We start from the raw sequence: 24,200 nt of genomic DNA, 5'->3' as shown, positions 1-24,200 counted from the left end.
ATCGGCTCAGGAAGCCGATTTTCTTTCATACACTTACCACCAAATAATGGTCATAAAAGCTAATATTGTTATTAACCCAACTAATAAACCTGAATATAGGAAAAGCGCTGGCGCTTCATGTCCCTTATGACTCATATGCATGAAGTAATATAATTGAAAGACTACTTGCACGACAGCTAGCAAAAGAATGAAAGGAACGATAAACCATGCCGAAAAATCACCATAGCCTACAGCAATAAATGCTACAAATGTCAAAAAGATCATCATAGAAAATGATACAATTTGATAGCGCATTTCCTCTGCACTTTTCTTTTTACGATATTCAATGTCTACTCTAGGGTTACCTGAATGTGTTTGTTCACTTGCCATCAGTTTATCCCACCATTCCCATTAAATATACTACCGTGAAAATAAATACCCACACCACGTCAATAAAGTGCCAGTAAAGACTTGCAACATAGAACTTTGGCGCATTGTACAAATCTAACCCACGCTTTGCATTTCTCACCATTAAAGTGACGATCCATAGAAGACCGAAAGCAACGTGACCCCCGTGGAAACCAACAAGAGTATAAAAGGCAGATCCAAATGCACTACTAGTAAATGTATGATGATATTCATGTACATAGTGATTGAACTCGTAAATTTCAAGAAGCAAGAATGCAAATCCTAGCAGCACAGTTAAGCCTAACCATAGCTGCATCTTTTTGAAATTGAAGTTTTTCATGTGGTACATTGCATATACACTTGTTAACGAACTAGTTAAAAGTAGCATCGTTGCTACAAATACTAGCGGTAATTCGAAAAGATCCTTTGCTAGAGCGTGTTCAGCATTTGGAACCTTATCCTTTAAGGCTAAGTAAGTTGCAAAAAGTGATGCAAAGAGAACCGTTTCTCCACCTAAAAATAACCAAAAACCTAAAAACTTATTTTTTCCTTCAAGGGTTTGCTTTTCAGGTGCGGCAGGCCATGTTTCAGCAGTAAACTTATCTTCTACATGCATTATGCCTTCCCCCCCTTATCATCATCGTTTAATAAATCTTCCTTGTGAATATGGAAGCCATGGTCATCCTTAACAGAACGAACAAACATTGATAAAAGTGTGATACCCATTCCTGCGATCAGAACCAATACACCCCAATTATAATCTTCACGGTATAGCGCACCAAATGCGGCCACAAATAATCCTAGTGAAATCATAAATGGAGTAAATGAGTTGTTTGGCATATGAATGTCACCAAGCGGCTCAGCAGGTGTCATACCTTTTTTGCCTTCCATTTTTTCAATCCATAGTGGATCTAATCCACGAACAAGCGGAAGCTGTTTAAAGTTGTAGAAAGGTGGTGGTGATGGAATTGCCCACTCAAGTGTACGTCCATCTTCCCAAGGATCATTTCCAACCTTTTCATTTTTCACACTTGTAATCACAATGTTGATTAACAAGATTAATGTAGCAATCGCCATAAAGAATGCACCAATTGTACTTATTAAGTTCCCAGCATCCAAACCTTGGTTAGGTAAGAATGTAAAAATACGTCTTGGCATCCCCATTAATCCAAGGAAATGCTGGATAAAGAATGTTAAGTGGAATCCAATTAAGAATAACCAGAAAGTGATTTTTCCTAATGCTTCGTTTAACATTGTTCCAAACATTTTTGGCCAATAGAAATGGGTTGCTGCTAAAAGACCAAATACAACTCCACCAACAATAACATAGTGGAAATGGGCAACTACGAAATAAGAATCATGGTATTGGTAGTCAGCTGCTGCTGAAGCAAGCATAACCCCTGTTACCCCTCCACCTACGAAAGATGGAATGAATGCAACGGCATAAAGCATAGGTGTTGTGAACTTGATGCTTCCTCCCCACATAGTGAAGAGCCAGTTAAAGATTTTTATACCAGTTGGAACAGCAATTGCCATCGTTGCAACAGCAAAGATTGCATTAGCAATTGGACCTAATCCAGTTGTAAACATATGGTGAGCCCAAACCATGAATCCTAAGAATCCAATAAGAACCGTAGCGAACACCATAGATGAGTATCCAAACAGACGCTTTCTCGAGAAAGTAGCAAAAATTTCCGAGAAAATACCGAATGCCGGTAAGACTAAAATATACACTTCTGGGTGTCCAAAGATCCAGAATAAATGCTCCCAAATGACTGTATTTCCACCATTTGCAACATCAAAGAAGTTTGAACCAAACATACGGTCAAAAATCAGCAAGAATAGTCCCACTGTAAGCGGAGGAAATGCAAATAGGATAAGTGCTGATGCCACGAACGTAGACCATGTAAACAATGGCATTCTCATGTATGTCATACCAGGTGCACGCATATTGATAATCGTTACTAGAAAGTTAATTCCCCCCATTAACGTTCCCGCACCAGAAATCTGTAACCCTAGTGCATAAAAATCTATCCCGTGTCCTTCAGATGCCATCGATAGAGATGCATAAGAGGTCCAACCTGCATCTGGTGCTCCTCCTAAAAACCAAGATAGATTTAAGAAGATACCACCAAAAAAGAATAACCAGAATCCAAGTGCATTGACAAATGGAAACGCAACGTCACGAGCTCCGATTTGTAATGGCATAATGGCATTCATAAAAGCAAATAACAGTGGCATAGCTGCTAAGAAAATCATTGTTGTTCCATGCATGGTTAAAATTTCATTATATAATCCAGCGCTTACAAAATCATTGTTTGGTACAGCTAGCTGGATACGAATAAACATTGCTTCTAGACCACCTAGAACGAAGAATAGTCCACCAGCAATTAAGTAAAGGATAGCGATCTTTTTATGGTCTACTGTAGTTAAGTATTCCCACAAAGTCGCACCGAACCCCTTTTTCTGAGCATAGGTACTCACAATTCTGCCTCCCTTTCAAACAAAGTCCCCTATTAATCCTGTACCTTTAAGTTCATTAAGTATTCTGATACAGCATCTAGTTCTTCTGGAGTTAATGTGTTGTATGCATTTGTCATTTTGTTCCCTGGCTTATAAGCTTCAGGATCAGAAATCCAGTTTTTAAGTTCTTCTTCTGTATGGTCTAATACACCTGCAATACGAGATCTTTCACCAAAGTTTGTTAGATTTGGTCCAAGACGAGCAGCTTCTGGAGCACCAGTTGCTGGTGTTACAGCATGACAACCAATACAGCTGTTATTAAAGACTTCTTGACCTTGTTGAGCTAAAGGAGTTTCAGCCGTTTCAGGTTCCTTGACAGATTGCATATCAGCAACCCACTGGTCAAACTCATCTGGTGAAATCGCTTTAACTTTAAAGTCCATTAGAGCGTGAGATGGTCCGCAAAGCTCCGCACATTTCCCGTAAAATAAATCTCCAGCTTCATTTGCTTTTTGTTCATCAAATTGCAAATAAAATCGGTTCACGTTATCAGTGTTTGTATCCATCTTTCCACCAACCGCTGGAATCCAGAAAGAGTGCTTTACATCAGACGCCTTTAAGTTAAAGTACACCTTTTGTCCTGTAGGAACAACCAAGTCCTGACTCGTAATAATTTCTTCGTTTGGATACTCAAATTCCCACCAATAAAGGCTAGCACGGACATTGATAACTAATGCATCCGTTTTACCCTCTTCATTTTTCTTATCCATCTCAGAAACATCAGCAAACTTAAATGTAGAAGCTACTGTTGGAACAGCAAGAATAAGAAGTAGAATAATTGGGATAACAGTCCAAATGATTTCTAGCTTATGACTTCCTTCCACCTGTTTTGGAATGCTATCATCCTTGCGGCGGAATTTTACAACCACGATCGCGAAGATCAAGGTTACGACGATAATTACCCCTACCATTATCGCCACAGATAACATCATTAAATCGAATTGCTCTTTAGCAACCTCACCGGCTGGCTGTAGCGTTGACAAGAACGGTTCACCACATCCGGAAAGTAGTAGCGTTATGATTGCAATCATTGAAATCATTCGCCATTTCGCAAGCCTTTTCATAGCTTAATCAAACCCCTCTTTCGTAAAATATTTCTTCCCTGAAATGTTTGATCAGTAAAAAAATTTATAGACAACCTCTCCCTAATGACAGTAGGGAAAGGTTTTTCTAACAAAACATATTTTATATTAGTGTGACAATTACCATAGCTACAAAAAGAATAGTTAGATATTGTAGAGAATAGACAAACATGATCTTTGCCCATTTCATATCGTCCTTTTTCTTATAGCCATATAAACCAGTAACTAACCATCCTACATTTAAAGCTGACGCTAGGATTAGGAATGGTATACCTAAGCTGGTCAATAAGAATGGAAGCGGCAACAAGGAAACAATCCATAAAATGATATGTTTTTTTGTTGTTTCAAAGCCTTTTACTACTGGTAACATAGGAATGTTAGCAGCCCTATACTCTTCTACTCTTCTCATCGCTAGGGCATAAAAATGCGGTGGTTGCCAAGCAAACATGATTAGGAATAAACTCCATGCCATGATACTCAAATCCCCATCAACCGCTGACCAACCAATCAGTGGTGGTACGGCACCTGATATACTTCCTATGATGGTATTTGAAACAAGTTGGCGTTTTGACCACATTGTATAAAGGACAACATAGCTAAACACTCCTACAAGTCCAATTACAACAGCTGTTAATGTGGTTAATGCGAGAAAAATAGTACCTATAGTTATAAGAGTTAACCCCATTATAATCACTTTTCGTGGTTGAACATTTCCCGTTACTGTTGGTCTATCCTTAGTACGTTCCATAAGAGGATCAATATCTCTATCAATGTAGTTATTTATGGCACAGGAACCTGCTATAATGAGCGACGATCCTATCAACGTATAAAAAACAATATCTAGATTTGAAAAGAAGCTTTTTTCTCCAAAGTGAAGCGCTAACCAAAGTCCAGTAAAGGTAGTAATTAAATTGGAGTTTACAATGCCAATTTTAATTAGTGCAAGGAAATCCTTCCATGCATTTGTCTTTGGTAGATCAATGCCGTTATCATCGCCGTTTATCGTTGCTTCACTTATTGATCTTGAGCCCGCCATTTCATCTCCTCCTTTCCATGAACACAAATCCGGTCTCACGACACTACAATAACTATAGTACATTATTAGCTTTAATGCTATATTGTAATGAAAAACGACTATCACCGATTTTAGTCAATATTCTGCCAATAGTTTTCATTATCTTAATAGTGGAAATAATGTTAAATATTTGTGTAGAAAAATAACATTTCCTCAATCTATTAAATCATACTTCGTTCCATTTTTGTGAACTTTTTTTGAATTATTTTTGAATAATTTGTGTCTCGGTTTCTTTATTAAAACAGCCCATTTATTTTGTTAATATAACTTTTTCGCAGTTATATTAAGTGTGTATTTCCTTTAAAACAAATTAAAATATGTATTCCATCCATACCTATAATTATATTTCGAAAACAACCTATTAGTTTCCAATTCATTCATATTGTTAAATACATAATATATATTGTAAAAATTAAGTAGTTTGTGTAGTATCAAAAATGCAGTATTTCTCATATTAACTTCTATTTTTTTTTCTACTTATTCGTTATGATAAAGATATATTAAAATGTGGTTATTATTATACTGTTCATTATACATGTCAATAGAAACTTATGACAAATTTGTGAACTTGGAATGAGAAGGTGATTTTTTTGAACAGGGCCTTAAAATGGTTTTCTGTCCTTACAACGATTGGTATGTTATTCATTCTCTTAGGAGGAGCACTTGTTACAAAAACAGAGTCCGGGATGGGTTGTGGCCGTTCTTGGCCGTTATGTAATGGTCAACTTATTCCAACTGACATATCACTCGAGTTAATTATTGAACTTGCTCACCGTGTTGTTTCTGGTGTAGTTGGCTTAATGGTATTGGTATTATCCATTTGGTCATGGAAAACGATTGGTCATATCCGTGAGACAAAATTTTTATCGGCATTATCTTTTTTCTTCCTCGTATTACAAGGATTAATCGGTGCTGCCGCAGTTGTTTGGGGACAGTCAGATTTTGTACTAGCTTTACATTTTGGTATCTCTTTGATTTCATTCGCTGCTGTTTTACTTTTAACACTTCTTATTTTTGAGATAGACAAGCGTTTTGAAGCTCATAAATTAATCATTGATTCACGTTTGCGTAAGCATATTATAGGAGTTAGCGTATACAGTTATGTAGTCGTTTACACTGGCGCACTAGTAAGGCATGTGAATGCTAGCCTCGTATGTAGAGACTGGCCTTTCTGTTTGAATAACGCAATTGGCTTACCTACGAATTTTTTTGAATGGGTACAGATGGGACATAGATTCGCAGCTGGTTTAATTTTCCTTTGGATTGGTTATATTACTGTATTAGCTTATAAACATTACAAAAATGAGAAGGTTATTGTTTGGGGTTGGACAATAGCATTTATTCTAGTATCACTCCAAGTAATGACTGGAGCCTTAATCGTTTTCACTCGACTGAACTTAACAGTCGCATTAGCTCACGCATTTTTTATCTCTTGCTTATTCGGAGTATTAAGCTATTTTATCCTCCTCGTTACTCGAAGTAAAAAGAATCAGATTGCTCTTAATAAGAAAAATAATCACGCTCTATAAAAAAGGTGTTGCACATATGTGCAACACCTTTTTTCTGTTTATTTCTGTAACTCGATTAGTAGGTCACCCGTTTGAATGGCTTCACCATTTGAAACATAAATATCTTTAACAAAGCCTGAGAACGGAGCTTGAACGGTCGTTTCCATTTTCATAGCTTCTGTAATCATCAAGTGATCACCTTTTTCGACCTTTTCGTCTTTAGAGACTAACACTTTAATCACTGTCCCTGGCATTGAAGCTCCGATATGAGTTTCTTTCTTCGGATCAGCTTTAATCTTAGTGGCAACTGTGGATTTAATACTTTCATCCTTAATAACTACTTCTCTCGGCTGTCCATTTAACTCAAAGTAGACGATACGAGTACCATCAGCTTGAGGCTGACCAATAGAGATAAGCTTCACGATTAATGTTTTACCTGTTTCAATTTCGACTTCTATTTCCTCTCCTAGTCTCATCCCGTATAGGAAAGTAGGTGTATCTAACACCGAAATTTCGCCAAACTGCTCCACCATAGCCGTATAGTCTTTAAATACCTTTGGATATAATGCATAAGCAATGGCATCAAAGCTCGTTACAGGTCTTCCTAATTCTTTGAATAACTTTTCTTTTAAAGCTGTAAAATCAACATCCTCCAATAGTTCTCCAGGTCTTACCGTGATTGGCTCGCGACCTTTTAGGATCACTTTTTGAAGTTCTTCTGGGAAGCCTCCAACAGGCTGTCCTAAATATCCTTCAAATAATTCTACAACCGAATTAGGGAAATCAAGACTATCTCCTTTAGAAAGGACATCTTCTTCCGTTAGATCGTTTTGAACCATATACAATGCCATATCACCTACGACTTTTGAAGACGGAGTAACTTTAACGATATCACCAAACATATGATTTACTCGCGCGTACATTTCTTTCACATCTTCCCACTGGTCAGCAAGGCCAACTGCTTTAGCTTGTTGTTGAAGATTGCTATATTGACCACCTGGCATTTCGTGCTGATACACTTCTGTATGTGGAGACATCATTCCACTTTCGAAATCGTGGTAGTACTTTCTCACATCTTCCCAGTAGTAAGAAAGCTGTTCTAACGCTTTAATATCTACCTTCGGCTTACGATCATTGCCTTCAAGTGCATAGTACAATGTATTTGCACTTGGCTGTGATGTTAATCCTGCCATTGTGCTTAATGCTGTATCTACAATATCAACACCAGCCTCGATGGCTTTTGCATACGTAAATATTCCATTTCCACTTGTATCATGAGTGTGTAGGTGAATCGGAATATCAATGGTTTCTTTTAATTCAGAAATTAATTGATATGCAGCTTCTGGTTTTAATAAACCTGCCATATCCTTAATAGCTAAAATATGTGCCCCTTGATTTTGGAGTTCTTTAGCCAAATCCTTATAGTAGTTTAAGTTATACTTCGGTCTCGATGTATCAAGGATGTCTCCTGTATAACAAATGGCCGCTTCAGCTATTTTCCCCGTATCTCTTACGGCTTGAATAGCTACTTCCATCCCTTTAACCCAGTTCAGACTATCAAAAATACGGAATACGTCGATACCTGCATATGCAGATTTCTCCACAAACTCACGAATCACATTGTCTGGATAATTTTTATATCCAACAGCATTTGAAGCTCGGAGTAGCATTTGGAATAATACATTTGGAATCTGCTTTCTTAAAGTTAAAAGTCTATCCCATGGATCTTCCTTTAAGAAATTGTACGCCACATCAAATGTAGCTCCACCCCACATCTCCAAAGAAAACATATCAGGTAGTAATAACGATGTCGGCTCTGCGATATGCTTTAAATCTGTCGTACGAACACGAGTAGCTAGTAATGACTGATGTGCATCTCTAAAAGTAGTATCTGTTAAAAGAACTTCAGGTTGCTCTTTAATCCACTTTACTAAGCCCTCGGCTCCTCTTTCATCAAGAATTTGCTTTGTTCCACTTTGAACACTAAATGAATCTGTTACTGGGATTCTTGGCTTATCAAAAACAGGCTTTTTCTTTCTCTCAATTCCCGGGAAACCGTTAATGGTTACATTCCCGATATAAGAAAGCATTTTTGTACCTCTGTCTTTACGAACAGGGAACATAAATAACTCTGGTGAAGAATCAATAAATGACGTATCATAATTCCCACTGCGGAAATCTTTGTGCTTTACAACATTCTCCAAGAAAGGAATATTCGTTTTAATTCCTCGAATACGGAACTCTTGTAAATTTCTTACCATTTTTGCACAAGCTTGTTCATACGTTAAGGCATGTGTTGATAACTTAACAAGCAAGGAATCATAATATGGAGTAATAATAGCTCCTTGGAAACCGTTACCTGCATCCAATCTAACTCCAAAACCACCACCTGAACGGTACGTCATTAACCTTCCTGTATCCGGCATAAAATTGTTCAACGGATCCTCCGTTGTCACACGAGATTGAATGGCATATCCCATAATTCGAATATCTTCTTGCTTTGGAATACCTACCGTTTCATCATGTAGCTCATGACCTTCTGCAACCAATATTTGTGTTTGAACAATATCAACACCAGTGATCATCTCTGTAATGGTATGTTCAACCTGTACACGCGGGTTTACTTCAATAAAGTAGAAATCTTCTCCTGAAACAAGGAATTCTACTGTTCCAGCATTTAAATAATCTACATTTTTCATTAAATCAACAGCAGCAGCACAAATTCTATCTCTAAGATCTTCTGAAATAGAGATACACGGTGCAACCTCTACTACTTTTTGATGACGACGTTGGACTGAACAATCTCTTTCATAAAGATGGACAATATTACCAAACTGATCCCCAATAATTTGAACCTCAATATGCTTTGGCTTTTCAATATATTTTTCAACATATACTTCGTCATTTCCAAACGCTGCTTTCGCTTCAGATTTTGCTCGCTCGTAGGCTTCTTTTACTTCTTCTAAATGCCTAACGATACGCATACCTCTTCCACCACCACCGAGTGATGCTTTAATGATAATCGGATAGTGATATTCTTTCCCGAAAGCAATAACTTCCTCTAAGCTATTTACAGGACCATCGCTACCAGGAATGACTGGAATCTTTGCAGCTTGGGCTTGCGTCCTTGCTTTTACTTTGTCACCAAACATGTCAAGATGCCTTGATTTTGGACCAATAAAGATAATCCCTTCCTCTTCACATCTTCTTGCAAAATGGATGTTTTCTGAAAGAAATCCATAACCTGGGTGAATAGCATCTACATCACTGTGTTTTGCTATGTTAATAATTCCTTCAATGTCTAAATAAGCATCAATTGGTTTTTTACCTTCTCCAACGAGGTATGCTTCATCAGCTTTATAACGATGATATGCACCGGAATCTTCCTTTGAATATATAGCAACTGTTCGTATATTAAGCTCTGTACAAGCTCTAAACACACGTATAGCTATTTCTCCTCGATTTGCAACTAACACCTTATTAATCTTTCTTTGCAAGTAAAACACCCCATTCTGTATATTTATACTAGTTTGTATTTATAAAAAGCGCTTGGTCAAGTAACCAAGAGCGCTTATTTTTTTATTTGAAAGCCTTCAAAACGGTTATTAGTAGGAATCGTTTCTACTTTTTTATCGTTCGTTTCTTTAAACTTTTTCTCATAATTAACGAACATAGAAACATTTACCAAGATACCCATTGCAATGGAAAGTTGCAGAATAGATGAGCCTCCATAACTAATAAATGGCAATGGAACCCCTGTTAACGGAATGACTCCCGAAACACCTGCTAAATTTACAAATGATTGAATTCCTACCATCCCTGAGATACCTATAGCTAGTAAACTACCAAAAGCATCCTTTCCTTTTAAACCAATATAGATTCCTTTTAAGACGATAAAACCCAAGCTGAATAATACAAATGCAACACCAAATATTCCAAGTTCCTCGGATATTACAGCCATTATAAAATCGGTATGTGGCTCAGGTAAATACCCTAATTTTTGGACACTTTGTCCCAATCCAAGACCTTTAATGCCACCAGCACCTAATGCAAGGAACGAATTAACCATATGATAGCCTTCCTTTTGGGCTATCTCTTCAGCAAAAGGATTGAAAAATGCTTCAAACCTTCCGACACGTACGGAGGAAAATATTTTATCCTTAAATAATATAAGCAGTGGAATAGAAGGAATTGCACCTAACATAACTAATTTGCCTATATTTTTTAAATTCATTCCAGACGAAAGGATGATCACACCTGAAATAGCAACAATGAGTGCAGCTGTTCCAAAGTCTGGCTGAAGTGCAATTAAAAAACAAACAATGATAATAAAAGCGAGAGGTGGAAGTACACCATGATTAAACTGATTAATATACGATTGTTTTTTTGCATACACAGCCGATAAGTAAACGATAGCACTTACCTTTACAAATTCAGATGGTTGCAGGCTTAGTGGGCCTATCTTATACCAACTTTGAGCATTTCCCGCGGAATGACCGAAGGGAAAAATAAATATGAGCAACGTAAAAGAAAATATCACAATTGGAATTAAAAAACGATTGCTTAGCATAATTTTGTATGGAAATGCAGAAAAGAAAAGAAATAAAACAGCCCCAACAATTAAAAATATTTTTTGGCGATCATAAAAATGATCACTTTCATATCCATACCTTTGAATAGCTGTAACCATACTTGAGCTATATATCATAACAAGTCCAAATATCGATAACAATACCACAACTAGGATTAATGAATAATCATATGATTTTAGTATTTTTTTAAACATGTAACCCTCTTCCCCATCTTCTTAGTCGTAATATGTATTATATTATAACATTGAATTTCCTGCATTTGATGTGAAGAAAAGTTCAACTGAAAATTATTATCTTAATAATATCAAATTTTCAGAATAAATACTTTATAAAAAAACTCAAACAGTCTCTCTTGAGAAAGTTTGAGCTTTCGAAAGTACGTTATTTTCTTTGCGATGCTTCATGAAGGGCTGATAGTTCTCTTTCTAGTTCTCCTAAAATCGCCTTACCTTCTTTTTCTTCAATCAAGCCAAGGCGAACAGCAAAATCTATTTCACGAGATAGACCAAACATTTGTGTATCCAGAACCTCTTCATATAATGGACACTGAGGCATCGTTAAGTTATCCATTTGTACTTTAATTAACTTTAGAATTTTATCAGCGTCAGCCTTTAATAAGGCATTTGCTCTTTCTTTATGATCTAATACCATGTCAGACGCCAACTTAGTCCCCCCGTTTCCGAGCGTTTATCCTATCTATAAATTTTATACGTTTAAGAGGAAAATTGCAAGGATAATCAAGAGAACCCGTAGAAAGATTCAGCAAATTTTGAATATCCTCCAAAAATGACTTTTATTGGTTTTACGTCTATACTAAGGATACAAAGGGGGAACAGTTATGGAAAATATTATACCAATCAAAGGGAAAGTAAATTTTACAATCACCTTAGACCCTGGAGTTTGGATCTTTGACGATCGTAGAGTGGATTTGACTACCTATTTTGAGAGAAGTCAAGAAGAAGTAGATGATTTAGAAGAATATAAAAAGAGCATGTCTAAGCATTGGGATCGTGAAATAATGGAGGGAGCTGTTTTTCCACCGACTTTAAAGACCGAGAAGAAATTTGAAAAAGAAAAAGTTCTTACAGGAACATTTGGGATGCCACTAAAGCCATTTTTAAAAAATGCAGATATTAAAACTGGTGCTAAAAGCTTAACACTAGTGACAACAGATGGCGAAGTATCTATGCCTCTAGAGTTAGGACAAGAGTTAATCTTGGGTTTTTCAAAGGATGGTAAGCCATTAAAAGAAGATGGCCCCGTGTATGCCTTTTACGGAGATGGATCTAATAAACATCAACCAATAAAAAATATTCGTGCGGTGGCTATCGAATAAAAGAAGGGCGCGCCTTCTTTTATTCGATAGCTTGTTAATGCTTGTGCTACTTAAGGGTAAAAAAAATCACTATTCTTATAAAAGGTCAGCTGCTAGTTGTGCAAGACCAGACCTCTCTCCCTTAAATAACTTCACATGGCCGGATATCGATTGGTCCTTAAATCTCTCGACTACATATGTAAGGCCATTGTTATATGCGTCAAGATAAGGATGATCAATTTGCTCAGGGTCCCCCATCAATACAATTTTGCTTTTTTCGCCAACTCTCGTAAGAATGGTCTTCACTTCATGTTTTGTTAAATTTTGAGCTTCATCAATAATAATAAATTGTTCCGGTATACTTCTTCCCCTAATATAAGTTAGAGCCTCTACTTCAATTGAACCCATGCCTGCTAGAATCGCATCAAGCTCCCCAGGCTTTTTCACATTAAACAGATATTCTAAATTGTCATAAATTGGCTGCATCCATGGCCGAAGTTTTTCTTCCTTTTCACCAGGTAAGAATCCAAGATCCTTCCCTACAGGAACAATCGGTCTAGCCACCAATAACTTCTTATACTCCCCATAATCCTCGGTTTGCATCAACCCTGCTGCAAGAGCAAGAAGAGTCTTCCCTGTTCCCGCCTTACCAATTAAAGTCACTAGCGGAAGGTCTTTTCTCAAAAGCAACTCAATCGCCATAGTCTGTTGAACATTTCTTGACCGAATTCCCCATATATGATCATGATCGAATACAAGCTTTTTTATCTTCTGTCTCTTTGAATCGACCATACCAAGTGCGGATTGAGAAGATCCCATTGCATCCTTAAGGACTAAGAACTGATTTGGATAAAAAGAATAAGTAGAAAATAATGATATAGGAATTTCTCCCTTTTCGTAAAACTGATTTAATACTTCTACGGCTACAAATAACTCTGCATACCCAGTATAAATGGCATCATTTTCAATTACACGATCACTTAAAAAATCCTCTGAATTCAAACCGATTGCATCAGCTTTCACTCGTACTAATGCATCTTTACTGACCAAGATCACTAAGCGGCCGTTTTCTTTTGTTTCCTCTTCTAACGATAAATTTTTGGCTACTGCGAGTATTCTGTTATCATTTGTTTTCTCAACAAAAATATCCTGGAGTTGATGAAAGGATCGGTGATTCAATTCAATTCTCATCACTCCACCATTTTCTAGTGGAATTTTTTCATGTAATTTTCCAGTTTGTCTTAAATTATCAATGAGCCTTGATACTTGTCTTGCGTTTCTTCCAATTTCATCCATATACCTTTTTTTCGAATCCACTTCCTCTAGAACTACGGCTGGTATTACTACCTCATTGTCCTCAAAGGAAAAAATGGAATATGGGTCTTGTAACAAGACATTGGTATCTAATACGTAAATTTTACTCAAACTGATGCCTCCTGCTCCTCTTAATTCTATAGTAATTTGAATTAACCACATGTCCTTGCCAAAATTTCTGCTTAAGAAAAGAGCTTTGGTAAACTATATGTTTTCTTGTATAAAGATAGAAGAATTTTTGCACAATAAACGGTAACCAAACATTATTCGGAGGTGTACTTTATGAAGAAAACCCTTGTTATACTGACATTCAGCTTATTACTTTCCGCGTGCGGTACTCAAGATAATACGACATCTAAAGCAAACCAGAACGAAGAACCACGTACCATAAATGTCAAAAATAGTACCATACCTAATATTGATCGTGAAACAGGCCAAGAAGTTTCAAAACACTTAGTTGATTTAGCTACTTCCATTCCAAGTGTGAATGATGCAACTGCAGTTGTTTTGGGAAGATATTCGATTGTTGGTATCGATGTAAATGAAGACATTGACAGATCAGAAGTAGGATCGATTAAATATACTGTTGCTGAAAGTTTAAAGAATGATCCTCATGGTGCAAGAGCAGTGGTTATCGCCGATCCGGACATGACCGCGCGATTAAGAGAAATACAAGAAGACATACAGAGTGGTGCGCCTATTCAAGGCATTGTAAATGAATTAGCTGATATATCCGGACGCTTAATGCCAGAGGTTCCAGCAGATATTATCGATCCAAATGCAAATAAAGCGACCGAAAAATCAAAACGTAAGCTGGATGAAGGAGAAACGAAAGAATTAGATAAAACACAGGAAAAACAATCACATGGCCATAAGGACTAAAAAAACAACAAAAGCTTAGCCCATTAGGCTAAGCTTTTCTCATTGCATCCATTACTTGATTATCTAGACGTGTTGCTGCCGCTTTATCATAGGTTTTATCGTATTCTGGCTCTACAGTTATTTTTGAACCGTAGAACATAACATCACGCACTTCTTTAATGGAGATTTCAATTAAAGCAAGCTTTAGGGGTACATCGTTTAGCTTTTCCATCTTAACACTTGCTTCTCCACTTATTGAATAAGTCGATTCATTCACAATTAGGTTTACAACGACCTGATTGTTTTTTTGAATGTTTTGCACAATTCTCGAGCGATTATCCACAGCAAAATAGATTTTTTCATCCGTCTTTGCTAAAATCCAAGAGATAGCACTTACATTCGGTCCCCCTGTTTCAAAGTCTACTGTTGAAAGAGTCACAAAACGCTCTTTTTGCAAAGCATCAAAAAGTGGCTGAATTAATTTTTGTTCAACTTGGTTAGGCATACCATTCCCTCCTTATATTTCTATCTTATAACTACTTAATGGTAGTTTCAACCTTGAAGCCTATTTTGTACTGCTGGTCCTATCCATATAGATAATTTTACTATACAATATAGAGAGAAGATAAACTTTGAGGTGTACGATTATGAGAGTAAAATGTGTAATTTGCGATAAAATTGAATCATTACCAGGCGACTCCTTTCAAGCAAAAAGACTTCGAAATCGTCCGATACATACCTTTATGTGTAAAGAATGTGAAGAAAGAATTGCTACTCGAACTAAAGAAAGAATAGCTACCGGAAACTTTAGGTTATATAAACCGAAGGATGAAGAGGATGATTGGTAAAAAAAGTTAATATCACGAAAAAATCCGCCCCGTTATTAGTAACGGAGCGGATTTTTTATTCTGGGTAATTGGCGTATCTTTCTGGAGACTCATTGATTTGGTTAAGCATGACTTCAATGAGCTCTCTTGGGAAGCGGTTTGACTTTCTTTCCCCATCTAAATCGTAATGAACGTAATACATAACTGCATCAGTCGTAACCTCAATATTTTGTATACCTTGGTCTTCAACAAGCATATCATAAAACATTTTCTCTGTATCAACTGCAGCAGAGTCGTCCGGACGTTCATCAACCACAACTTTAATCGTTAGCCAGTTATAGAGTGTATCTTGTAATGATTTCATCTGATTACTCCTCTACATCCACTTGAGTATGCTTTTTCTCTTGATGAAGGCGGATTTTATATATGATGAGAATGAGCGCTGCTACAGCTAATCCCTCCACAATTGGAAGCCCGTAGGAGAATATCAACAAAACAAAGCAGCCTAAAACTAAACAAGTGTAAATGACAACATTTTTTAAAATTGACAATTTCTTTGCAAAACCTAATTTGTAAACAATAATTGTCAAAATAATTAATGTCACAAACTGAAGCCATGTACCCGTTTTTACATCAGTTAGTTCGATAAAAAATCTAAGACTAGGTGAAAACCCTTGTAGTTCTTCCACGCTACCCCTCTCCTTTAATAGCTTAGCTCATTTCCGCCATTTTTTTCTTTTTAGCGATTCTTTCTCTCTCGTTCTTATCAAGAATCTTTTTGCGGAGACGAATTGATTCAGGAGTTACTTCACAATACTCGTCTTCATTTAGGTATTCAAGTGATTCTTCAAGTGTCATTATTCTTGGCTTCTTCATTGTTGTTGTTTGATCTTTATTGGCAGAACGAATATTTGTTGCTTGCTTTACTTTCGTGATATTAACCGTAATGTCATTTTCACGAGTATGCTCACCTACAATCATTCCTTCATAAATTTCCGTACCTGGTTCAACGAAAATTGTACCACGGTCTTCAACACCCATAATACCGTAAGAAGATGCTTTACCTGATTCCATAGAAACAAGTACTCCTTGACGTCTTCCACCTACTTGACCTTGTGCCATTGGTTGATAGCTGTCAAAGCTATGGTTGATGATTCCGTAACCGCGAGTTAATGTTAAGAATTCAGTTGTATAACCGATTAATCCTCTAGCAGGAACCATAAATATTAAACGTACTTGTCCGCTACCATTGTTAATCATGTCTACCATTTCACCTTTACGAGCACCCATTGATTCCATAATCGCACCAGTATGTTCCTCAGGTACGTCAATTTGAACACGTTCTACCGGTTCACAACGGACACCATCTATGTCTCTTACGATTACCTCAGGCTTTGATACTTGTAGCTCATAGCCTTCACGACGCATGTTTTCAATCAGAATAGAAAGGTGAAGCTCCCCACGACCAGAAACAACCCATGCATCAGGTGAATCGGTGTTGTCTACTCGTAAGCTCACATCTGTTTGAAGTTGTGCACGAAGTCTTTCTTCAATTTTACGAGCAGTAACGAATTTCCCTTCTTTTCCAGCAAATGGACTATTATTTACAAGGAAAGTCATTTGAAGTGTTGGCTCGTCTATTCGTAACACAGGAAGTGGCTCTTGATGCTCTACTGGACATACCGTTTCTCCGACGTTAATATCTTCCATACCTGAAACAGCGATCAGATCTCCTGCGAAAGCTTCTTGGATTTCCTGACGCTTTAGCCCGAAGAAACCAAAGATTTTTGTAACGCGGAATTGCTTTACTGAACCATCAAGCTTCATAAGTGCTACCTGTTGTCCAACCTTCATCGTCCCACGGAACACACGGCCGATACCAATTCTTCCAACATAGTCATTGTAATCTAATAGTGCTACCTGGAATTGAAGAGGTTCCTCACGGTTGTCAACTGGAGCAGGAATATTCTCAACAATTGCCTCATATAAAGATTCCATGTTCTCATCCTGCTTGTCAGGATTTACACTTGCTGTTCCATTAATGGCTGAAGCGTAAATAACAGGGAATTCTAATTGTTCTTCTGTAGCTTCTAATTCAATAAATAAATCAATTACTTCGTCAATAACTTCAGCTGGACGAGCGAAATCACGGTCAATCTTATTAACAACTACAATTGGTGTAAGATTTTGCTCTAATGCTTTTTTCAATACAAAACGTGTTTGCGGCATACAACCTTCATATGCGTCAACAACAAGTAGTACACCATCAACCATTTTCATGATACGTTCTACTTCTCCACCAAAGTCAGCATGTCCTGGTGTATCAAGGATATTGATTCGAGTATCTTTATATTGGATTGCTGTATTTTTAGCAAGGATCGTAATACCACGTTCTCTTTCTAAGTCATTTGAATCCATCGCACGCTCTTCCACGTGCTCATTTGTACGGAACGTTCCTGATTGTTTTAATAATTGGTCAACCAGTGTTGTTTTCCCGTGGTCAACGTGGGCAATAATCGCAATATTTCTAATGTCTGTTCTTAAATTCAACATGTTCACTCCTACATTTTTATATAAACTTTATTTAGCTTTTTAAGTCATAACTGAAACATTATATCATATTCGAAGTGGAAACCTAGTAATATTTTGTGTAAAATAATGAATGGAGCGTATATCTTTTATTTTTTACAAAACAAATACATTCTAATACCTCGCCCGAGGAGGTTTTATCTTGAAATCAATTAAGTGGCCCTTATTATTTTTTGCTTTAGCTTCAGCAGCCTGCATGATGGGGACAGGAATAGCGATCAGTTACCGTAGTATAGGGGGTATCCTTGCTTCGTTAGCTGCACTTGTAATCGTAATGGGATTTGGATTTACGACAAAGAAAAAAATGCGAGAACAAGGAAAACTTTAAAAGGGCTGGCATATTTTGCCACCCCTCCTTTTTTATTGCAACGGAGAAACCATAATTAAGAACATTTGATTTTGGTCGTCTTTTTCAATCTTGAATTGCTCGAAATAACAATCGGACATAAATTGAATCCAAATATCAGCCTCAACTGGTACTCCAGCAAAAATTGCCTTATGGCCTTTTTCTCGCAATTCTTTTTTTAAATGTTTTACTACTTGTGTACCTAAACCTTGCCTTCGCTCGTTTGGGTTAATAATAACCGTACCTAACCATGGTTTATTGTTTGATGGTGCATGATCCAAATGATAAGTAATTGCTACATCCTTATTATTTTGCTGCCAAACTCTCCATTCCCCGAGAATATATTTGTTTATATATTCTTTTGCTGTCAATGCATCCATTTCAATTGATTTCCATAAGGAATCAAACGTTGTAAAAGCCTTTAATAATGAAACATCCGATTCAATCATTTTTCGGTATTGAAGATTACCAGTTGCCATTATGCAAAAAATCCTTTAGCACCGCATCGTGGAAGCTTGCATTCGCTATAAAAACAGAATTTTCTCCGAGCAAGTTAAGCTTTTCTCCCTTTAAAGTCGTACACACTCCTCCAACCTCTTCTACCAATATAATACCTGCTGCGAAATCCCAGGGAGATAACCGAAGAGTCATATATGAATCCAGTCTCCCAGCAGCCACATAAGCCATCTCTAACGCTGCTGAACCGTATGATCTCGTTCCTCTCACCGCTCTGACAAGTGGAGACAGAATACTGCTATCAATTCTTCGGTTCTGAGTGACCCACGTACTATTTATCCCAATGACTGCCTCCTCTACCTTCACATGTGGAAGGGGAGAAAGTGGTTTATCATTAATGTAGGCACCTTGCCCCTTCTTAGCATGATACAATTCGTCATGGACAACATCATATATGAGCCCAATCTTACCCACACCATCTTCATAAATACCAACAGATATAGCAAAGTTTCTTTGTTGATGAATAAAATTCATCGTACCATCAATCGGATCAATGATCCAAACGACACCAGAGAGTTCTTTTGGATTACTGCCTACTCCCTCTTCTCCTAATACACGATGGTCTGGAAAATGACTATTAAGCTTATGTATGAAATATTCTTCGATCTCCTTATCCATATTTGTAACTAGATCGTTTGCATGCGATTTGGTTTCAATGTTTAATACTTTAGAGAACGATTTTTTTATGATTTCACCGGCTTCTTTAACCAACTCTTTTGCAAATATATCTACTGCATTAATATCCATTTTAATCATCTCTTTCCTATGTAAATATCTTATTCTTATAGAGTAAAACAATTACTTTCAACAAACAACTGATAAGAATGTGAGAAATAAAATAGGCGATCACAAGTATGCACTTAATGTTCGCCTTTATGATTCCCATAGTATTTTTTTAAATCCATCCATCTATACCGTCCTTACAAAATTACAATGCCTTTAACTTTACCAGTTCCATTCTAATTCTTTCTAGTTTTTCTTTCACTTGGGTTTTCTTTTTTTCATTTTTCTCCGTCATTGCTTCAAATAATGTAGCAAGTTCATAATCCATTTCCAAACGTAGAACAGCCGTTCTTTCTCTTTCTGCGTTATTCTTTTTCGCTGAGCCAATCAGCTGTTTCATAGTAATACACCCCTTTTGTTAATGATAATTTTCAGATAATTTTTACTATTATAATATGAACAAAATGCTTTTGATGCAACTAATTTGCGCTTTTACCTATCTTTTTTTATTTTTCACACAAAAGTCAACATATTTCTCGTTTTTTCTACCATATGCTACAATTATCTACAGAGAGATTTATTTATGGGAGGAAAAACAATGGAATTTACTGGATTTACTGAAGAGGACTTTGAAGTTTTTACCATAGATGGTTTAGATGCAAGAATGGATGCTTTAAAGACCACAATTAGACCAAAACTTGAAGCGCTAGGAGAACATTTTTCTCCTACATTATCTGCTTTAACCGGAAATGAAATGTTCCCACATGTAGCAAAGCATGCAAGGAGAACGATTAATCCTCCTAAAGATACGTGGGTAGCCATTTCAAGTAGTTCAAGAGGGTATAAAATGCTTCCACATTTTCAAATTGGTCTCTGGGAATCTCATGTTTTTGTTTGGTTTGCCATGATTTATGAAGCGCCAAATAAAGCTGATTTCGGAAAGACATTAGAGAAAAAACTGTCTTCCATTTACAAAAATACTCCTAAACATTTTGTTTGGTCTGAGGACCATATGAAGCCCGGTGCTATTACACATAAGCAACTAAAAAAAGAAGACCTCCGACTATTGTTCGAGCGATTACAGACGGTCAAAAAGGCAGAAATACTATGTGGTATCCATATAGAGAAAAATGATGCGATTAACATGTCAGCTAACGAGTTCCTAACAGAAGTTGAGGGCGTCTTTAACACATTATTACCCCTGTATAAATTAGCGTAAACAGCTTCAGGAAAAATGGGCAAGTTTCATTAAAAAGGGAGCCATGAATGAGTTGATTTCTCCTCAATGGCTCCCTTTGCTTATTTCATTCTTATTTTTTCTGAGTTGCCCTCTTTTGCTTTTTTTACCGTTAAATATGTAGAATATCCACTTGACTCGGCAAATTCATCACAAATCTTCTTTTCTTCTGATTTACTCGGAACAATCTCCTTAAACCTACGATACGATTTCATAAATTCGTCTCGATCTACTCCTTTTTCATATGCAGCCTCAACGAACTCAAAAAATTTAATCACATCGATAATTTCATCAGTTGACCATGTATGGTCAATCGGGTATTGATATTCCAAAATACATTCACTCCGTTACATTTAATTTCTCTTAAAGTGTAACCTAAAAATAAGTTACTTAGCAATCTGACATAATAATGAAAGAAGGATAGGTTTTTCTATGCAACGAAAGTGAATAATGCTATAATTTCACTTGTTTTACAGGTGAAAAAACCTAACTATTAATTAAAGAGGTGTGGAAATACGTTGTCTCAATACGAAACACCGTTATTTAGCGGACTTATAGAGCATGCAAAAAAGGATCCAGTTCAATTCCATATTCCTGGACATAAAAAAGGAACAGGGATTGATCCGGAATTTAGAAATTTTATAGGTGATAATGCGTTGTCGATTGACCTAATAAATATCGGTCCACTCGATGACCTACATCAACCAAAAGGAATGATTAAGCAAGCACAAGACCTCGCCGCTGAAGCATTTGATGCGGATCAAACATTCTTTTCCGTTCAAGGTACCAGCGGAGCTATTATGACAATGGTCATGACGGTTTGTGGCCCTGGAGATAAAATTATTGTACCTAGAAACGTTCATAAATCTGTTATGTCAGCGATTGTTTTCTCTGGTGCAACACCAATTTTTATCCATCCAGCGATCGATGAGAAGCTAGGGATCTCACATGGTATTACAACAGATTCGGTTGCACGTGCGCTAGAAGAGCACCCCGATGCAAAAGGTGTTTTGGTTATTAACCCAACCTACTTTGGAATGGCTGCGGATCTTAGGAAAATTGTTGAAATAGCACATTCATACCATGTACCAGTGCTTGTGGATGAAGCCCATGGGGTACATATCCACTTCCATGATGAGCTTCCTTTATCAGCCATGCAGGCAGGCGCGGATATGGCTGCAACGAGTGTTCATAAGCTCGGAGGTTCCATGACACAAAGCTCTATTCTGAATATAAAAGGTAATCTTATTAATCCAAAACGAGTGCAATCTATTTTAAGTATGTTGACGACTACTTCAACTTCTTATTTATTGTTAGCATCCCTAGACGTAGCGCGTAAAAGACTTGCTACCGAAGGCAATGAGTTGATCAGCCAAACAATTGAGTTGGCTCAATATATTCGTCGAGAAGTCAATACGATCGAACATCTTTTATGCGTTGGAGAAGAAATTCTTCAATTGGATGCTGTGTATGATTACGACCCTACAAAGCTAATTATCTCTGTTAAGGAGCTCGGGCTATCTGGTTTTGATGTAGAAAAATGGCTTCGCGAAAACCATAATATAGAAGTGGAAATGTCTGACTTATACAATATTCTCTGTATTGTCACACCTGGTGACACGAAAAGAGAAGCCGATCTATTGATAAACGCATTAAGAGATCTGGCATCTCAACCAATTAAGAATAATGACTTGGTAAAAGCAGAAGTATTATTACCAGATATACCCTTATTAGCATTGACACCACGTGATGCTTTTTACGCAAAAACAGAGCTAGTACCTTTTGACGATTCAGAAGGTAGAATTATCGCCGAATTTATCATGGTCTATCCACCTGGTATTCCAATCTTTATTCCGGGTGAAATCATTACCGAGGATAACCTAACATATATCCGAAAAAATATGGAAGTAGGTCTTCCAGTACAAGGGCCCGAAGATTTTGACCTTCGATATTTACGAGTAATTAAGGAACAGAAGGCAATTAAATAATATGAAAAGAGAGCGAGGGATTATCCCATCGCTCTTTATTTAATATCACATATTCTTGTGTGTTTTGACATATACTTTACTTCTCTTCTTCCCCTTGAGTATGACAGCAATCTCTACAATGTGACTTCGCATAAAGAACGGTTACTTTTTCATCCTCAAAATGATCAATCGTTGAATTACAAGCCTGACATACGATAATTCCCATTTTCCCATTCCCCTTTATTCGTAATTAATCACAAGTATTGAAAACGCTTTAGTATCTTTATATTCATAATAATATAACATTATTAATTTATCAACCCCAAATTGTATAACACATTAAAAATTTATGTTGAATATATAAACAAAAAAATTACAGACCTAACTGGTCTGTACAAGTCCATTTATTCATATTGTGTTTGAAAAGGGGTTTCTGGCAAAGCCTCAGAAAAGAATTCAACCAAATCTTTTGCTTGTTGGAGATCTTTTATTCTAAATGCTGACTGAATGTATTCGATATCATCGAGGTCTTTAGGGTCGAGGAGTGTTGAGCGGCCAGTTTGCATACAAATCACGAGAGGCTTACCAAAAAACATATCTGTGTAAACAATTCCAAAGTCATAGCGCGTTTGTTCTGTAGCAAAACCGACAAATCGAACTCTGACCTTTTCGTGCTCATCATAGAGCTTATCAAAAAAGTCCATTATTGCCACCTCCAATATTTTCTTAATATTTAGAATTTTATTATATCTTAGCCACCCAGAGAAAAGCAACCACAACTTAATATCTTGTTGTACTTTAATTTTATACAATGCTAGAATGAAGATGAGCAAAGAAATATGTATATTTTCGTACAAATAATGGGGGGATTATGGTGGCTACTAACGCATACATAAAGCTCGTGCCAGCATCATTAAAAGAAAACGTTACCACTGATGAAATAAAGGAGCTCTTTCACTATTATAAGGACATTACTGCAAAGACAGGGAAGCAACTTGATTGGCAGTACGAGGCATCAGCCTTCCCTTATGAAATAAAGGAAGAGCCATCAGGTAAAGGAACTTGGTTTTATTTGTATTCCAATCAGGACAGGTATCATGCCATATTATTAGGAGTTGACCACGAAACCTTAGTAGATTCTGATGGAAATGAGAACATACAAACTTATATTCAAATAACTCTCCCAGAATCATCAACTTTTGGTGATAAAGGAAAAGCAAATGAGTTTTGTAAATTCTTAGCTAAAAAGCTTCAGGCAGAACTTCATTTGTTTAATGGTCGAATCATGTATTATTACCCAAGAAAATAAGAGAAAATGTAAGAGCAAGTAGCTATCCA

At 36.8% G+C, this 24,200-nt stretch carries 27 protein-coding genes; 8 read left to right on the top strand and 19 right to left on the bottom strand.

What is annotated here, in order from left to right; genetic code table 11:
- Positions 1–33 precede the first annotated feature (33 nt).
- The 5 genes from ctaF to cyoE all read right to left on the bottom strand — a co-directional run bounded on the left by ctaF (position 34) and on the right by cyoE (position 5,028).
- Entirely contained in the window at positions 34–369 is a 336-nt protein-coding gene (ctaF, locus tag MKX65_RS07540) for a cytochrome c oxidase subunit IVB (protein ID WP_160548579.1), read from the bottom strand.
- A 4-nt stretch (positions 370–373) separates the two neighbouring features.
- Positions 374–1,003, bottom strand: a complete 630-nt coding sequence (locus tag MKX65_RS07535; protein WP_160548578.1) for a cytochrome (ubi)quinol oxidase subunit III — start codon at positions 1,001–1,003, stop codon at positions 374–376.
- On the bottom strand, positions 1,003–2,871 hold the full coding sequence (ctaD, locus tag MKX65_RS07530) for a cytochrome c oxidase subunit I (RefSeq protein WP_340903084.1): 1,869 nt from the start codon (positions 2,869–2,871) through the stop codon (positions 1,003–1,005). The genes MKX65_RS07535 and ctaD overlap by 1 nt, the downstream gene beginning before the upstream one ends.
- A gap of 32 nt (positions 2,872–2,903) precedes the next feature.
- The gene (gene coxB, locus MKX65_RS07525; protein ID WP_160548577.1) at positions 2,904–3,974 is read right to left on the bottom strand and encodes a cytochrome c oxidase subunit II; all 1,071 of its coding nucleotides are present in this window, start codon (positions 3,972–3,974) and stop codon (positions 2,904–2,906) included.
- Positions 3,975–4,095: 121 nt separating this feature from the next.
- A complete protein-coding gene (gene cyoE, locus MKX65_RS07520) occupies positions 4,096–5,028 on the bottom strand; it encodes a heme o synthase (protein WP_160548576.1) in 933 nt (310 codons plus the stop codon).
- Between the two features lie 629 nt (positions 5,029–5,657).
- Between cyoE and MKX65_RS07515 the strand changes: the two genes are divergently transcribed.
- Positions 5,658–6,596 (top strand): COX15/CtaA family protein, encoded by a 939-nt coding sequence (locus MKX65_RS07515; protein WP_340903083.1) that lies wholly within the window; start codon positions 5,658–5,660, stop codon positions 6,594–6,596.
- Positions 6,597–6,634: 38 nt separating this feature from the next.
- Here the strand turns inward: MKX65_RS07515 and pyc are convergent, their stop codons facing one another.
- The 3 genes from pyc to MKX65_RS07500 all read right to left on the bottom strand — a co-directional run bounded on the left by pyc (position 6,635) and on the right by MKX65_RS07500 (position 11,818).
- Complete coding sequence (pyc, locus tag MKX65_RS07510) at positions 6,635–10,072, bottom strand: pyruvate carboxylase (RefSeq protein ID WP_160548574.1); 3,438 nt, start codon at positions 10,070–10,072, stop codon at positions 6,635–6,637.
- 74 nt (positions 10,073–10,146) lie between these two features.
- Positions 10,147–11,361 carry an FtsW/RodA/SpoVE family cell cycle protein gene (locus MKX65_RS07505; protein WP_160548573.1) on the bottom strand — a complete coding sequence of 405 codons (1,215 nt, stop codon included), beginning with the start codon at positions 11,359–11,361 and terminating at the stop codon, positions 10,147–10,149.
- A 187-nt stretch (positions 11,362–11,548) separates the two neighbouring features.
- Complete coding sequence (locus MKX65_RS07500; protein ID WP_377057867.1) at positions 11,549–11,818, bottom strand: YlaN family protein; 270 nt, start codon at positions 11,816–11,818, stop codon at positions 11,549–11,551.
- Between the two features lie 187 nt (positions 11,819–12,005).
- Between MKX65_RS07500 and MKX65_RS07495 the strand changes: the two genes are divergently transcribed.
- Entirely contained in the window at positions 12,006–12,503 is a 498-nt protein-coding gene (locus MKX65_RS07495) for a peptidyl-prolyl cis-trans isomerase (protein WP_160548572.1), read from the top strand.
- A 75-nt stretch (positions 12,504–12,578) separates the two neighbouring features.
- Here the strand turns inward: MKX65_RS07495 and MKX65_RS07490 are convergent, their stop codons facing one another.
- Positions 12,579–13,958, bottom strand: coding sequence for a PhoH family protein (locus MKX65_RS07490; protein WP_340903082.1), 1,380 nt, complete (start codon positions 13,956–13,958; stop codon positions 12,579–12,581).
- 120 nt (positions 13,959–14,078) lie between these two features.
- On the opposite strand from MKX65_RS07490, the gene MKX65_RS07485 reads away from it, so the two are divergent.
- Positions 14,079–14,678, top strand: a complete 600-nt coding sequence (locus MKX65_RS07485) for a YhcN/YlaJ family sporulation lipoprotein (protein ID WP_160548570.1) — start codon at positions 14,079–14,081, stop codon at positions 14,676–14,678.
- 28 nt (positions 14,679–14,706) lie between these two features.
- On the opposite strand, the gene MKX65_RS07480 is transcribed toward MKX65_RS07485, so the two are convergent.
- Positions 14,707–15,162 carry a pyridoxamine 5'-phosphate oxidase family protein gene (locus MKX65_RS07480; RefSeq protein ID WP_160548569.1) on the bottom strand — a complete coding sequence of 152 codons (456 nt, stop codon included), beginning with the start codon at positions 15,160–15,162 and terminating at the stop codon, positions 14,707–14,709.
- Between the two features lie 142 nt (positions 15,163–15,304).
- On the opposite strand from MKX65_RS07480, the gene MKX65_RS07475 reads away from it, so the two are divergent.
- Positions 15,305–15,505, top strand: coding sequence for a YlaI family protein (locus MKX65_RS07475; protein WP_119707401.1), 201 nt, complete (start codon positions 15,305–15,307; stop codon positions 15,503–15,505).
- A 55-nt stretch (positions 15,506–15,560) separates the two neighbouring features.
- Here the strand turns inward: MKX65_RS07475 and MKX65_RS07470 are convergent, their stop codons facing one another.
- From MKX65_RS07470 to typA, 3 genes are read right to left on the bottom strand one after another with little or no spacing between them, the layout of a single operon-like run.
- Positions 15,561–15,848: a hypothetical protein gene (locus MKX65_RS07470; RefSeq protein WP_160548568.1), complete on the bottom strand. Its 288-nt coding sequence runs from the start codon at positions 15,846–15,848 to the stop codon at positions 15,561–15,563.
- Between the two features lie 4 nt (positions 15,849–15,852).
- On the bottom strand, positions 15,853–16,173 hold the full coding sequence (locus MKX65_RS07465) for a YlaH-like family protein (protein ID WP_340903078.1): 321 nt from the start codon (positions 16,171–16,173) through the stop codon (positions 15,853–15,855).
- Positions 16,174–16,195: 22 nt separating this feature from the next.
- Positions 16,196–18,034: a translational GTPase TypA gene (gene typA, locus MKX65_RS07460; RefSeq protein ID WP_160548587.1), complete on the bottom strand. Its 1,839-nt coding sequence runs from the start codon at positions 18,032–18,034 to the stop codon at positions 16,196–16,198.
- Between the two features lie 181 nt (positions 18,035–18,215).
- On the opposite strand from typA, the gene MKX65_RS07455 reads away from it, so the two are divergent.
- Entirely contained in the window at positions 18,216–18,401 is a 186-nt protein-coding gene (locus MKX65_RS07455) for a YlaF family protein (protein ID WP_160548567.1), read from the top strand.
- A gap of 32 nt (positions 18,402–18,433) precedes the next feature.
- On the opposite strand, the gene MKX65_RS07450 is transcribed toward MKX65_RS07455, so the two are convergent.
- The 3 genes from MKX65_RS07450 to MKX65_RS07440 all read right to left on the bottom strand — a co-directional run bounded on the left by MKX65_RS07450 (position 18,434) and on the right by MKX65_RS07440 (position 20,058).
- Positions 18,434–18,898 carry a GNAT family N-acetyltransferase gene (locus MKX65_RS07450; protein WP_340903074.1) on the bottom strand — a complete coding sequence of 155 codons (465 nt, stop codon included), beginning with the start codon at positions 18,896–18,898 and terminating at the stop codon, positions 18,434–18,436.
- Positions 18,885–19,682 carry an inositol monophosphatase family protein gene (locus tag MKX65_RS07445; protein WP_340903072.1) on the bottom strand — a complete coding sequence of 266 codons (798 nt, stop codon included), beginning with the start codon at positions 19,680–19,682 and terminating at the stop codon, positions 18,885–18,887. The genes MKX65_RS07450 and MKX65_RS07445 overlap by 14 nt, the downstream gene beginning before the upstream one ends.
- 181 nt (positions 19,683–19,863) lie before the next feature.
- Positions 19,864–20,058, bottom strand: a complete 195-nt coding sequence (locus MKX65_RS07440; protein WP_066059919.1) for a hypothetical protein — start codon at positions 20,056–20,058, stop codon at positions 19,864–19,866.
- Positions 20,059–20,256: 198 nt separating this feature from the next.
- Between MKX65_RS07440 and MKX65_RS07435 the strand changes: the two genes are divergently transcribed.
- The gene (locus MKX65_RS07435) at positions 20,257–20,877 is read left to right on the top strand and encodes a DUF1054 family protein (RefSeq protein WP_160548564.1); all 621 of its coding nucleotides are present in this window, start codon (positions 20,257–20,259) and stop codon (positions 20,875–20,877) included.
- Between the two features lie 80 nt (positions 20,878–20,957).
- Here the strand turns inward: MKX65_RS07435 and MKX65_RS07430 are convergent, their stop codons facing one another.
- On the bottom strand, positions 20,958–21,227 hold the full coding sequence (locus MKX65_RS07430) for a UPF0223 family protein (protein ID WP_160548563.1): 270 nt from the start codon (positions 21,225–21,227) through the stop codon (positions 20,958–20,960).
- Positions 21,228–21,413: 186 nt separating this feature from the next.
- Between MKX65_RS07430 and MKX65_RS07425 the strand changes: the two genes are divergently transcribed.
- Positions 21,414–22,883 (top strand): aminotransferase class I/II-fold pyridoxal phosphate-dependent enzyme, encoded by a 1,470-nt coding sequence (locus MKX65_RS07425; protein ID WP_160548562.1) that lies wholly within the window; start codon positions 21,414–21,416, stop codon positions 22,881–22,883.
- A gap of 76 nt (positions 22,884–22,959) precedes the next feature.
- Here the strand turns inward: MKX65_RS07425 and MKX65_RS07420 are convergent, their stop codons facing one another.
- Together MKX65_RS07420 and MKX65_RS07415 are read right to left on the bottom strand one after the other, a co-directional pair.
- Positions 22,960–23,088, bottom strand: a complete 129-nt coding sequence (locus MKX65_RS07420; RefSeq protein WP_160548561.1) for a GapA-binding peptide SR1P — start codon at positions 23,086–23,088, stop codon at positions 22,960–22,962.
- Between the two features lie 178 nt (positions 23,089–23,266).
- Positions 23,267–23,566 (bottom strand): DUF3055 domain-containing protein, encoded by a 300-nt coding sequence (locus MKX65_RS07415; protein ID WP_119707390.1) that lies wholly within the window; start codon positions 23,564–23,566, stop codon positions 23,267–23,269.
- A gap of 170 nt (positions 23,567–23,736) precedes the next feature.
- Between MKX65_RS07415 and MKX65_RS07410 the strand changes: the two genes are divergently transcribed.
- On the top strand, positions 23,737–24,171 hold the full coding sequence (locus tag MKX65_RS07410) for a DUF1885 family protein (protein ID WP_340903065.1): 435 nt from the start codon (positions 23,737–23,739) through the stop codon (positions 24,169–24,171).
- The last annotated feature ends 29 nt before the right edge of the window (positions 24,172–24,200 follow it).

Source organism: Robertmurraya sp. FSL R5-0851 (assembly GCF_038002965.1).
Lineage (GTDB): Bacteria > Bacillota > Bacilli > Bacillales > Cytobacillaceae > Robertmurraya_A > Robertmurraya_A beringensis.
The sequence above is the reverse complement of the archived record's forward strand: the minus strand, read 5'-3'. Positions and strand labels throughout refer to the sequence as shown.

What these genes read in the sequence shown, in the direction of transcription:
- ctaF (WP_160548579.1), bottom strand. Translation starts at nt 369, where the DNA reads ATGGCAAGTGAACAAACACATTCAGGTAACCCTAGAGTAGACATTGAA.
- MKX65_RS07535 (WP_160548578.1), bottom strand. Translation starts at nt 1,003, where the DNA reads ATGCATGTAGAAGATAAGTTTACTGCTGAAACATGGCCTGCCGCACCT.
- coxB (WP_160548577.1), bottom strand. Translation starts at nt 3,974, where the DNA reads ATGAAAAGGCTTGCGAAATGGCGAATGATTTCAATGATTGCAATCATA.
- cyoE (WP_160548576.1), bottom strand. Translation starts at nt 5,028, where the DNA reads ATGGCGGGCTCAAGATCAATAAGTGAAGCAACGATAAACGGCGATGAT.
- MKX65_RS07505 (WP_160548573.1), bottom strand. Translation starts at nt 11,361, where the DNA reads ATGTTTAAAAAAATACTAAAATCATATGATTATTCATTAATCCTAGTT.
- MKX65_RS07500 (WP_377057867.1), bottom strand. Translation starts at nt 11,818, where the DNA reads ATGGTATTAGATCATAAAGAAAGAGCAAATGCCTTATTAAAGGCTGAC.
- MKX65_RS07495 (WP_160548572.1), top strand. Translation starts at nt 12,006, where the DNA reads ATGGAAAATATTATACCAATCAAAGGGAAAGTAAATTTTACAATCACC.
- MKX65_RS07490 (WP_340903082.1), bottom strand. Translation starts at nt 13,958, where the DNA reads ATGTGGTTAATTCAAATTACTATAGAATTAAGAGGAGCAGGAGGCATC.
- MKX65_RS07485 (WP_160548570.1), top strand. Translation starts at nt 14,079, where the DNA reads ATGAAGAAAACCCTTGTTATACTGACATTCAGCTTATTACTTTCCGCG.
- MKX65_RS07480 (WP_160548569.1), bottom strand. Translation starts at nt 15,162, where the DNA reads ATGCCTAACCAAGTTGAACAAAAATTAATTCAGCCACTTTTTGATGCT.
- MKX65_RS07475 (WP_119707401.1), top strand. Translation starts at nt 15,305, where the DNA reads ATGAGAGTAAAATGTGTAATTTGCGATAAAATTGAATCATTACCAGGC.
- MKX65_RS07470 (WP_160548568.1), bottom strand. Translation starts at nt 15,848, where the DNA reads ATGAAATCATTACAAGATACACTCTATAACTGGCTAACGATTAAAGTT.
- MKX65_RS07450 (WP_340903074.1), bottom strand. Translation starts at nt 18,898, where the DNA reads ATGGCAACTGGTAATCTTCAATACCGAAAAATGATTGAATCGGATGTT.
- MKX65_RS07445 (WP_340903072.1), bottom strand. Translation starts at nt 19,682, where the DNA reads ATGGATATTAATGCAGTAGATATATTTGCAAAAGAGTTGGTTAAAGAA.
- MKX65_RS07440 (WP_066059919.1), bottom strand. Translation starts at nt 20,058, where the DNA reads ATGAAACAGCTGATTGGCTCAGCGAAAAAGAATAACGCAGAAAGAGAA.
- MKX65_RS07435 (WP_160548564.1), top strand. Translation starts at nt 20,257, where the DNA reads ATGGAATTTACTGGATTTACTGAAGAGGACTTTGAAGTTTTTACCATA.
- MKX65_RS07420 (WP_160548561.1), bottom strand. Translation starts at nt 23,088, where the DNA reads ATGGGAATTATCGTATGTCAGGCTTGTAATTCAACGATTGATCATTTT.
- MKX65_RS07415 (WP_119707390.1), bottom strand. Translation starts at nt 23,566, where the DNA reads ATGGACTTTTTTGATAAGCTCTATGATGAGCACGAAAAGGTCAGAGTT.